This window comes from Lactiplantibacillus sp. ME-2 (genome assembly GCF_022549155.1).
GTDB classification, from domain to species: domain Bacteria; phylum Bacillota; class Bacilli; order Lactobacillales; family Lactobacillaceae; genus Lactiplantibacillus; species Lactiplantibacillus plantarum.
Map to the genome: position 1 here is coordinate 1 of NZ_JAKZEQ010000055.1, position 11,551 is coordinate 11,551.

General features: G+C 35.6%; 10 protein-coding genes and 2 pseudogenes. 8 read left to right on the plus strand and 4 right to left on the minus strand.

Going from position 1 to position 11,551, the window contains the following annotated elements:
- Positions 1-270 precede the first annotated feature (270 nt).
- The 5 genes and pseudogenes from MMY95_RS14190 to MMY95_RS14210 form a co-directional block, all read left to right on the plus strand.
- Positions 271-1,077 (plus strand): hypothetical protein, encoded by an 807-nt coding sequence (locus tag MMY95_RS14190; protein WP_128475313.1) that lies wholly within the window; start codon positions 271-273, stop codon positions 1,075-1,077.
- Between the two features lie 148 nt (positions 1,078-1,225).
- Entirely contained in the window at positions 1,226-1,867 is a 642-nt protein-coding gene (locus MMY95_RS14195) for an SAP domain-containing protein (RefSeq protein ID WP_041153600.1), read from the plus strand.
- Positions 1,868-1,908: 41 nt separating this feature from the next.
- Complete coding sequence (locus MMY95_RS14200; RefSeq protein WP_241277738.1) at positions 1,909-2,496, plus strand: recombinase family protein; 588 nt, start codon at positions 1,909-1,911, stop codon at positions 2,494-2,496.
- Between the two features lie 65 nt (positions 2,497-2,561).
- Positions 2,562-4,478 carry an AIPR family protein gene (locus MMY95_RS14205; protein WP_241277739.1) on the plus strand — a complete coding sequence of 639 codons (1,917 nt, stop codon included), beginning with the start codon at positions 2,562-2,564 and terminating at the stop codon, positions 4,476-4,478.
- Between the two features lie 127 nt (positions 4,479-4,605).
- Positions 4,606-4,993 (plus strand): annotated as a pseudogene (locus MMY95_RS14210) (site-specific integrase); the annotation flags it as partial.
- A gap of 8 nt (positions 4,994-5,001) precedes the next feature.
- Here the strand turns inward: MMY95_RS14210 and MMY95_RS14215 are convergent.
- The 3 genes from MMY95_RS14215 to MMY95_RS14225 form a co-directional block, all read right to left on the minus strand.
- On the minus strand, positions 5,002-5,706 hold the full coding sequence (locus tag MMY95_RS14215; RefSeq protein WP_241277740.1) for a class I SAM-dependent methyltransferase: 705 nt from the start codon (positions 5,704-5,706) through the stop codon (positions 5,002-5,004).
- 214 nt (positions 5,707-5,920) lie between these two features.
- Positions 5,921-6,976, minus strand: coding sequence for a Fic family protein (locus tag MMY95_RS14220; RefSeq protein WP_241277741.1), 1,056 nt, complete (start codon positions 6,974-6,976; stop codon positions 5,921-5,923).
- A 171-nt stretch (positions 6,977-7,147) separates the two neighbouring features.
- Positions 7,148-8,992, minus strand: a complete 1,845-nt coding sequence (locus MMY95_RS14225) for an MFS transporter (RefSeq protein WP_241277742.1) — start codon at positions 8,990-8,992, stop codon at positions 7,148-7,150.
- Between the two features lie 164 nt (positions 8,993-9,156).
- On the opposite strand from MMY95_RS14225, the gene MMY95_RS14230 reads away from it, so the two are divergent.
- The 3 genes from MMY95_RS14230 (at position 9,157) to MMY95_RS14240 (ending at position 11,275) form a co-directional block, all read left to right on the plus strand.
- Positions 9,157-9,732, plus strand: a complete 576-nt coding sequence (locus MMY95_RS14230) for a TetR/AcrR family transcriptional regulator (protein ID WP_241277743.1) — start codon at positions 9,157-9,159, stop codon at positions 9,730-9,732.
- 319 nt (positions 9,733-10,051) lie between these two features.
- Positions 10,052-10,222 carry a hypothetical protein gene (locus MMY95_RS14235; protein ID WP_228966623.1) on the plus strand — a complete coding sequence of 57 codons (171 nt, stop codon included), beginning with the start codon at positions 10,052-10,054 and terminating at the stop codon, positions 10,220-10,222.
- 351 nt (positions 10,223-10,573) lie between these two features.
- Entirely contained in the window at positions 10,574-11,275 is a 702-nt protein-coding gene (locus MMY95_RS14240; protein ID WP_021349343.1) for a DUF975 family protein, read from the plus strand.
- A gap of 193 nt (positions 11,276-11,468) precedes the next feature.
- Here the strand turns inward: MMY95_RS14240 and MMY95_RS14245 are convergent.
- Positions 11,469-11,551 (minus strand): annotated as a pseudogene (locus tag MMY95_RS14245) (recombinase family protein); the annotation flags it as partial.

Consider the following 11,551-nt stretch of genomic DNA (forward strand, 5'->3'; position numbering starts at 1 on the left):
TAACACCATAAGCACCACCTCCGATTGGAAATAGCCACCGCCTTAACTTCTCTACAAAATACCATTATACAGGGAATCTATATCACTATCCAAGTTTTAAAACAAATTTGCCTGATCGCTATATTACTAGTGAGAACTAATTTAAACGGATTAACTTTCAGGTTAATCCTTATATTACTAGTAGGACACGGACAAAATTTGAAAGAAGGCTTTAAAACTTGGTGACGTAGAACAGTAAGGCGCTTGATAATTATAAAAATAATAATACAAATGCAAACAAATAAGAAAGAAGATTTTATAATGTTGAAAGTTATACAATTATTTATAGGTCAATCATGGGAACTAATTTTAAATATCATCCAATGGATTAGCATTAACATATCGGTAGGTTGGTTAGCATTCGGATTAGCAGTAATAACATTTTTAAGAAATCGTCACAGGAAGCTGAGACAATCTTTTGAATACTCCTCAGGAAACAACAATTTTGAAACAGCTATTTCCATATATAATGACAGTTTAGGAACTGAAGCGTCTCAACTGCTAGGAATAATGGTTACAGACAAGAAATTCTATCTATATCGAAAGTTGTTGCCATACATCATTCGAGTAAAACTTAGATTGTGCAAAGACAGCAATAGTAAGACTACGCATACGACAAGGTCTTGGACATATCGCTTATTTTTATTGTTTATAGATAAGATAAAGTCTAAGAACTATAAAAAGCAATATGAAGATAAGGACTTATATCCTTACCTTCAAATGGTGAATATCCAAAATGGCGATGAAATTGCGGCGACTGGTTTTATTCCCATCAAAAGTCACGAAATGAGAACTATTGTTATTCCTAAAGGGCGCTTTTTAGACGCAGTTAAGAATCGTCTTACGTCTAATTATAAAGCATTAAAGCGCTTCGTTAATAAAAAGCCCGTTTATATTTATTTCATATATCAGACCATGAGTGGCACAGTGAAGGAATTTGTCGTTGAAACAGATTATCAAGACTCCTTGGGAAAAGATTTAGATATGGAATATTTAACAAAAATTCTTGCTGTTCAAGATAAATATAAAACAAAATAAGTTCATATCAAACGGCCATTAGGGTATACCCTATTGGTCTTTTTTATTTCTGTGCTATACTAGGAATTACAGATGTTCATTAGAACTGTCCAAATAAACCTATCAGACAGGTCTTTTGGTGATATGCAAAAAAGGAGTGAGAATAGATATGACAGTGCGTCCTAAATTTAATAAAAGTATGACCAGTGAAACATTTTCTAGCTTTTATTGGTATAAAGGGGAATTACAAAACATTTGTAGCCAATATGGATTACCAAGATACGGTACTAAAGCGGAACTGGTTAAATATATTATTGCATTTTTAAATGGTGAGCCCGCCACAGAAATAAAGCCCCTCAGAAAACCGAGGAGAAGAGTGGCCTCACAGCTAACGGCCGATAGCATTACATTAGACACCAAGTTACTTGATTCTGGCTTTTCGCTTAACCAAGCAGCTAGAACTTTCTTTGCTAATTATTTTGGAGTTGAACACTTTACCTTTCGTAAAATAATGGGGATAAAAATGAGAGAGGTTGAAAAGAATGAGGATGTAAATGCGACTGTAGCTGACTTGGTTAAAATTTTAAGGGAACCTCAAATGATTTCCCTTGATAATGATGAAGAACAAACATACCAATGGAACAGTTTTGTGCAAGCATTCAGAAGTGATTCAATTTCAAAAAAGTACTATGAGCCAATGAAAGTAGCGGCAATTATTTGGAAAATAATCAAAGCTTCAGATCAGCCTAAAATATATACAAGAACATTACTCATTGAAAATGCCGAGTTAATAAAGGACTTTCTCAAATAAGTGAAACATCTTTAAATAAGGGCCTTTGGGGGTAGATAAAAATGGCTAAAATTGGTTATGCTCGCGTGAGTTCTAAAGAACAGCATTTAGATCGGCAGTTAGCGGCTTTAAAAGATGTTGATAAACTATTTACGGATAAATTAAGTGGAGCTAACATCAAGCGACCAGAACTGCAAAAAATGCTGGCCTATATCCGTGAAGGTGATATTGTCCTGGTCACTGAATTAGATCGCTTGGGTCGAAACAACCAGGACTTAACTAAAATCATGAACACCATTCAAAATAAGGGGGCCACCCTAGATGTGTTAAATTTGCCGTCCATGACGGGGATTGCTGACCACAATTTACGTCAACTCATGACCAACCTCATTATTGAACTATATAAGTATCAAGCCGAAAGCGAGCGTAAGCGGATCATTGAACGGCAGCAGCAAGGGATTGCCCTAGCCAAACAGCAAGGTAAATATCATGGGCGGAAGCCTCAATATGCCGAAAATGATCCCCGCCTACAACATGCCTTTAAACTTTATCAAGGTGGTATGAGTGATGTGGATGTTGCCCGTAGTACCGGAATTAAACGAACCACATTTATTCGTTACCGTGTGAAATACGGAATTAAGAGAAGTTAAGGTGGACTTTTTTAGTAATCCAACCTTAGACTTATTTTATTAAGACTAAATAAAAGGAGCTAGTTATGAAATACACATACGAAGATGCTATAAATTGGGCAACAATTAATGGGGTAGCCCCTTACGATATCACCCAGGAAAAAGATGAGAAAGAGCACTGGACAGATTCAATTCTCTTATTAAACGGTATTACTGCCTATATTAATCTTTATTTTCCCGGAGATTCTATTTATACGGGAGCAGATTTATTAGAGTTTATTACCGATGAGCAAGCCTATAAATTAATAAACCCAAGTGCCAGTATTAAAACTAACGTAAGTTTTAAAGACTACGGTATAGACGGATTTATTTTAATTAATGAAAGTGGAAATATTGTTAGTTCCTCTGAAAATCAATACGATTCGATTTCAAATGTACTACTATTTCAATCAAAAAACACTAAAAGTGTTAAAGAGAAAGATTTTAAAGAGCCTGTAGAAGGTTACTCAACAATTCTAAATGGTCTGCAAAACGGTCTATCTTTTGGAGACAATTTAACTGCTAAGTTTTTGCGAAATATTATTGGAATGAATACGTATGCCTTAAAAAAATCTTCCATCCATTGTGTTTATATTAGTGGCTCAACTATCAGTAAAAATGCGACAAGCGAATGTAATCAATGGATTAGCGATCTGTCTGTAACATATGATCTAAACATAAGCAAAACGGTTCGGGAAAGTCTCGTGACAATAGATCAACTAAATAAGGGATTAGAATTCAAGAAAAAACAAGATAGAGAAGAAAAAACCATTTCCGAAACTCGAAACATAAATATCATCAACTTAGATAGAGAAGCAATAAATTCTTCGAAAGCAACAGCATATCAATGCTTTTGTTACTTATCAGACTATGCCGATTTCCTATCGCAGTCTAAAGAAAAAGATATTTTTGATGAAGGACTAATTAAAAATAATGTTCGAGGTGCTCAAAGCAAGGGACGTTCCGCAAACAAGGGTATGCGGAACACTCTTAGTAAGCATGGCCAAAATAATGATAAGGATAATATAGATGCTCGCCCATATTTAGACTTTTGGTGGCTTAACAATGGGGTCACGATAATAGCCAACCAATTACGTCAAATATCTCCTAGTGAAATATCAGTTGTTAATCCACAAATAGTAAATGGTCAACAAACATCGCGACAAATATTTATTTCTAGAAATGATATTTTTAATCAGGAATGGAAAATCCAAATTAAACTGATTATTATTCCCGATGAATTAGATGAACTCTCAAAAAAAATTAAGCATCAAATTATTTTAGGCGTTAATACACAAACCCCTGTTACTGTCCAAAATATTAAAGGACTTGATGATAATCTACGGAACCTCAGCGGATATATAAGCAAAGAATCTAAAGGCAAAGTACTTTTAGTAGTTCGAGATGGAGAAACAAATTCTGAGGGCCTAACCGCTCCATATGAATTCATTTTACAAATGATATTAGCTAGCTTTAAAAAGATTCCTGGAGAAGCAAGAAGCGGTGTTGGGACAATTGTTAAGAAACATTTTGATGAAGTATTTACAGAGGAAAATACCAGTAATGATACAAAAAAAATAAAGGCTTGGATCAACTTCATAACATTTGTTTTCGATTATGATAATTTCTTCAAAAGCAATTGGGATGAAGAAGTTAACCGCCATAAAAATCACGGCGATGAGTATGGATATCTAGGTATGTTTAGAATTCTAACGAATGAATATAAAAATGATGCACTGCTAGAAAACATGAAGCAGACATCGATTGATAAGGACAAATTCACCAAAACGATAGATGCTTGGCACAATTTTATCACTCAAAGAAAAAAAATTAGTACCCGTAAAAACGAAGAATTCGATCCAAATAAATATACGAAATCAAAGATACTATCTATAGATCTTAATGAGTTCCTTAAAGGTAAGCAGGAATCACAAACAATCCAAAATCCTAATAAGAATATATGATTACAGCAGTTTCCCCCCTTTACCAGAGAGCCTAACCCAAAACTAAAAGTAATCTCTAATAGTTATAACACAAATATTGGAGGTTACTTTTAGTTTTGGGTTATTATAGGCCACCTACTTATACTATAATTCCAAAGCCGGCCAACGCAACTATACCATTTTTCAAGTAGGCAAAGCTAACTTACTATACTTGAACCCTGTTCAAAATGACTTATTAGCCTATCAGGCTTGGCTGCAGAAAAATCATTTAATCTCTGACTGGTTGTTTTCTTCGATTCAGCATCCTGATCGTCATATCACGGAAAAACAATTCTATAAAATCATGAGTAAGGTTGGCGATTTATTAGGGATTAATTATCTAGGTACTCATACGATGTGTCTATACGCAATTTAATTACAATATTGGCCTAGTCATGCACTTGTTAAATCATTCTAGCGAAACGATGACTTTAGCTTGTTTAGGATTGGATCAAGCTAGTCAAGAAACCATGCTGGATCAAATCGATTTTGGTTAGTAGCTTTTTTATTTGGTTGCTGTTATTACAAAAGTTGGAACCATCGGGGTACCCCACCAACCGTTATAGCCAGTATTTGCAATATTAACGTTTTGATATCCCAAGTCTTTAAGAATACGCACATATTTACTAGTTTCGTAGCCTATATCCATGATTACTAACTGACCTTTTTGTTTTTGAACCCTTGCTATGTTTACAAGCGCTGCTTTCCGTTTCTCAAATGGCTTAATATTATGCAGTACCAAACTAGATACAATCAGATCAAATTCATTATCGTTGAATGGCATGTTTAAGATATTAGCAGTTTTCAACTTTACCTTGTCAGCCAAATTACTATTTTCCATTATTTTTTGAGTAGCTGCAATTGAATTGCTTCCCTGATCCTTATTACTCCAGATATCAATTCCTATTATTTCGCTTATATTTGCTGCTTGTCTGTTAAATTGCAACATAAAGGCACCGTGACCACAGCCAGCGTCTAATATTTTACTGTCTTTTTTTAAATGAATACTGTTAACAATGGATTTCATTATTCTATACTTACCAATTATTGAAGTGTGCATGTATTTAAGCCCACACAAAACTAACACTAAGACCATAATGGTTGAAACGGTGTTAAAACCACTTATTAACATCATAATTCCAATAATTAAAGCTGGCCCAAAGAAAAAAACCAAGCCTATTGGTGCGTCCATCTCCCAAATACTTTTCATTAAAATCTCCTATATCAATGTATTTATTCTTTAAAGCATATCATTTTTGTTGCTAATGTAATCTTTAAACTTAGATTTCAAATCAAATCCATTTCCTATAACTAATCATCGTGATACTACATCATGAGTCACCAAAAGACTTCTTTCTGTAACTAAGAATGGATAAATTGTTCTCTTCACTTATAATATAGAGAACTAATTAGCGCTAAACATCTTAATTTTTCAAAATATATTTTGACGATTTTCCCTTGCCAATGAGTTTTATCCGCTGACTTTTCTTCAATTCACTGAGAGCTCGTTTAATTGTTATATCGCTGTATTGCGGGATCAGGGACGTGAGCTCACTTCTAGACAAGGGTTTTAATTCTTGCGTTAATGTTGTAAGAATTAAATCCGTTGCCGACAATGGTTTATCTTGTACCAGATTGAGCCGATCATTAAGATTGCGATATGCTTGCAAGATAACACCAAAAAAATAATCTAAAAAGGGCGCATAGTCATTCTGGTTATTTTGCCAATTTAAAGAACTCTGCTTGAGAACTTCATAATAGGACTGCTTGGTTTTCTCAATTAAATTTTCCAGACTGATGTACTTTCCAACGTTGAGTTGTGCTTGATACATTGTTAACAGCATTAACAATCTCGACATACGGCCGTTACCATCACGAAACGGGTGAATCGAAACAAAATCAAATATAAAGGCGCCCAATAAAATTAGTGGTGAAAAAGTCTGCTGATCAACTGCTAAATTATAATTGATACAAAGTTCCTGAACCAATTTCGGCGTTAAATACGCTGTAGGTGGTTGGAAACGGACTTCCTGCCTACCGTCCGCATATTCGGTAATGATTTGATTATCAGAATCTTTGAATTGGCCACCCCAGGTGCTGTTGGTATAGCTAAACAAACGCTTATGTAGCGTTAAAATTGAACTATTGTTAATCGGAATGTATGCATATTGTTCATGAATTAAAGCCAATACGTCCCGATAACCTGCAATTTCTGCCTCACTGCGATTACGCGGGCTAGTTTTTTGATGAACCAATTGTTTTAACCGAGTGTTACTGGTATAAATTCCTTCAATACGATTAGAAGCATCAGTACTCTGGACTTTAGCAACATTAACCAAGTGATCTAGGGCTTCTTTGTAGGTAATTGACGTAGCTGATAAACGACCTTTAAGTTCATAAATTTGGTTCAACTTGTCATTCATTGAAGAAGTTATTTCTAAATTATTTAAAGTTTTATAATCAAATTTTTTCAGGATCATCTCGCTCCTTTCAGTATCATTTTACATCATTTGATACCGAAAATATACAAATGATACTGATAAAACAAATAACATCTAAGAAACTACCTAAAAAGGCACCTCATATTCGAGGTACCTTTTTAGATTTAGCTTGTAATCCGTATCGAATTAAGTTACGAACAAGCCCACCGGTCAACTTTTTAAAGGCTTACGATCTGTCAACAAAGCAATCGGCGACAGAATCAAAACAATCATCGCTCCTACTAAGTAGGTATGACTGAAGGCCTGGCTGATCTGTCGATTCTTAGTATGCTTAATTTTTCTCAAAGCTGTCGTTAAAGCTTCTTTTTGTGCCAATTGTTTGAGACCTACTAACAACTTTTTCTGGCCCTGGCTTATTTTCTGATTTCCCAAATTAATTTTTTGAGAAGCTACTGACAGTTTAGATATAGCGGTATTTTGATTTTCTAACCTGGTTAAGGTAAGTGTTAGTTGCTGGTTACCCGCTTTTAAGTTGTCAGTAGCTAGTGCTAACTTCTTCTGGGCTTGATAGACCTGGTGAAGATCGGTTCCCTTTTGGGGTTGTGGTAAATCAACTTGAGATTTGGCCGCTTGTTTAAGGGCACGTCTTAGGTTCGTCTGTTTGTTTTTAGTTGTTAATTTGGCTGATCCAGTAGTGGAAAATAGGCTATTCAATTGTTGATGAGCCACTTTATTTACTTTGGGTGATAATTGCTGTCGATCAACAATTTGAATGGCATCTTGATGAATATGCTGCTTAGCTGTATTGACATTATTATCAAGGACCGTTACTAGAATTGCAATTCCTAAACAGGTGCCAATTTGACGCGCTGCGTTAACAATTCCCGAACCAATCCCACTTTTATTTTTGGGCAAATGCTTAACCGAGGCCACTAACGAAACCGAAGAGAACCCAAAACCAACACCGTTAATCACCAGAAAAGTAATGATAACAGCTTTAGGCGTTGTGGTGGTGATAAACGACAAGAGCAGTAAACTAGCTGCCATGACTAAGAGGCCAATCAAAGTAACCGGAACTGCGCCAACTTGATCAAATAACTTAGTTCCCAAAGGCATCGCTACCATGATTGTTAAGGAAACTGGAATAATAATTAGGGCTGCATGTAACGCTGTATCGTTCAGAACGTCTTGTAAAAAATAATTTAAAATCAGGGTGGGACTAACTAACGCAAAGCCAGTTAAAAAGTAAACTAAACTAGAAGCAGTTAAGGTTTTTTCACGAAACAAATCTAATTCAAGTAGTGGGTGTTTGACTTTACTTTCGATAAGGATGAACAAACCAATAGCTAATACGCCGCCAATGAGTGTTCCTAAGATGATGCCCGATTGCCAACCATATTGGCGGCCTTCTAGTAGGCCAAAAGTTAAACCACCCAAGCCTAGTGTTAAAAGAATCGTTCCTGGTAAATCAATTCTCCCCGCCAAGGATTCGTCATATGATTCCCTTACCCCCATAGCTATAATTAGAAAGGCTACAATGGTTAAGGGGACATTAATGCCGAATACCCAGCGCCAAGAAGCATATTCAATAATCACGCCACCAATCGGTGGCCCCCCGGCAGCGGCTAAAGCCGTTACCGCGCCCACAACGCTAGCAATCTTGGACATATGCGCTTTGCCAAATATTTCAATTCCCATTGGTAAGACAATCGGGGTGATAATGGCACCGCCTAATCCTTGAAAAAATCGAAAAGCAATCAATTCTGGTAACGACGTTGCCAGCATACAAGCCGCTGAAAAGCCGCCAAATAAGGCTAATCCTAATAACATAATTTTTTTACGACCATAACGATCAGCAATCTTTGAACCCGTGATCATAAACACGGCTAAGGCTAACGTATAGATGGTGGCAACCCAACTTGTATCAGTTAGACTGGCATTGAAATGGGTCATAATTTTGGGTAAAGCAATGTTGACGATGGTACTGTCTAAGGTACCCATAAACATCGCAATGGTTAACCCGATGAAACTGATAATTTTAGTAGCTTTTGACATCTATCAAGCGCTCCTTTCGGTAACAAATGAATATAAAGGAAACATTTGTTACCTTTATTTGCAGTCTTTAGTATAATTAGCCCTAAGTATTAAAACAATCCTAATTGGCTAAGTGCCACAGATTGCTATAATTTGTTACCGATAGTAGAGGAGATGTTAATAAAATGAACGGAAAGCAGCGTATGGTTGAACAGTCTAAGCAATGGTTATGTGACGCCCTTATAAATTTAATGGCACAAGAGAATTTTCAGGATATTTCTATTACTGAAATTGCCCAAACCGCTGAATTATCACGAAAAACATTCTATCATTCTTTTAAAAATAAAGAAGCGGTTATTAATTACCTGTGTGATCAGTTGTTCGATCAGTACTTTGAACAATTGCTCCAGCAGAAACCACAGGTAGGGGAAATGATGTTAAAAACTACTTTTGACATTTTTTTAAATTTTTGGTGGCAAAAACGAGATTTAATTCAATTATTGATCCGCCAAGGCTTATTTGATCACATGAATGAAATTTGGCAGCAAAAAGCAATCCCCCGTTATCAACAGTTTGCGGCTCCCTGGCATGTTCAGGGCACTCCTACCCAAGTGAATTATGTGATGGCTTTTCAACTAGGTGGTTTTACCAATATTCTACGTGTCTGGTTAGGCCAAGATCATCCTGAGTCACCAGAACAAATTAAGGATTTAATGTTGTTGGCTGCCCAGCAATTAGCTGATAGTTTGAATACAAACTAGATTAGTTAGACAGAAACAATCAGGATTTAACTAAGATTATGAATACCATTCAAAATGAGGGGCATGAGTGATGTCGATGTTGCCCGTAATACAGGAATTAAACGGACAACCTTTATAAGGTATTGAAAGAAATTTAATGTTAACAGATAATAGGTATGACTAATTGTTGAAACCTATTTATACCACCAAATAAATACCTTTATGCGTTTTATGTATTCCATTAGTACTACTTTTATCTTGATTTTGTGGCTGTTCGTCAAATAAAGAGCTAGTAAATGAGTAAATTTCATTTACTCATTTACTAGCTCTTTTCGTGTTGTTGAAAGATTCTATCCAGCTTTTTGGACGTGATGAGGACGGTTATGGTAACTACGATTATCAATTAACGAGTTATGATTCAAATGGAAAACCTCACCCAGCCAAATTTACTGGTACGACAAGCTTAAATATTGGCGAATTATTTGAGAAAAGAAGATATTTTTTATTATAAGTTGCGCAACAAATTGATTAATGACTTCATGGCGTGATATAATTGCATTTGCAAAGAGTGAGTAACTTATAGATACACCAAAACCCCCAACGAGTGGAAGTCGTTGAGGGTTTTTTAGTGGGCTAAATTGCCTTTTTCTTTTACTTGCGGTGTTTCCGTTTTAGCCAATCGGTAAACCAAGCGGTTACTAAGCCGACTACAAGTGGGGCAAAAAGTGAGTTAAACAAATAGATACACCCCCAATCCGTTGCAGGATTGTAAGGCAACTTTCTTATTTTATCATAGCCAACTCAAAAATTTTCCATGGTATAATAATAGAACCATTAATCAAATATGAAGCGAGGAATTATTATGAGCCGTTATCAGTTGAAGAAAGAAGCTAAAGATTTATTAAATGGAAATTTTGTTTTCTTTCTCTTATTATTTTTACCTGTTTTTGTCATTGAATTGATTGCCGAAGGAGCTAATTTCAAGTCTGATAATGTCAATGTTCAAGTAGTGGATCCCTCAGTTAGTTCTATTTGGGGCTCTTGGGATACAATTGGCCTTTTTTCATCATTATTAGCGGGATTTTTAATTGTAGGTATCTCATATGTCTTGGTTGATTTATTCCGGGAATCGCAAACTTTTTCAGATCCCCTAAAAAAATCCTTTACAATTGTTAGCCGTGGGGATTATTTTATTGGCAGTATTTTGATTTCACTATTGTCATTCGTTTGGATTTTTTTATGGACTTTTTTATTACTTGTTCCTGGAATTATTAAAAGCTTAGCTTATTCTCAAGCCTATTATATTTATCGTGATGCTATTGATCAACAACAATCGATAAGTTGTCGTGATGCTATTTCAAAAAGTCGAGCACTAATGAATGGCCATAAGTGGGAATATTTTATGTTACAGATAAGTTTTATTGGCTGGGGATTGCTTATAATGGTCACATTTGGGATTGCAGCCATTTGGGTACAACCATATTATCATTTAACGATGGCTAATTACTATCGACATTTAGTAGCAACGTCAACTGAAAAAAGTCGCTTAGAAACGGCAAACTAGTCATGTTCAAAGATTACAAAACCCTAACAATGATAAGCTATCCTAAAAGTTCAAGCGAATAATGATTGTCTTTTATAGGCGGTAAGCTGTCGATATTCTATCGGCAACTTACCGCCTAGTTTGATTTGGTTATTTGATTCCTATACTTCTTAATGCAACTGTACAATCCACGCTACGCCTCCATCTTAACCATCTATGAAATCAACTTAAACCTTCTCTGTTGCGTGCGTTTACTAATCCCCGTCTTTCGTTCAATCATCTTATAAGTCATGCCTT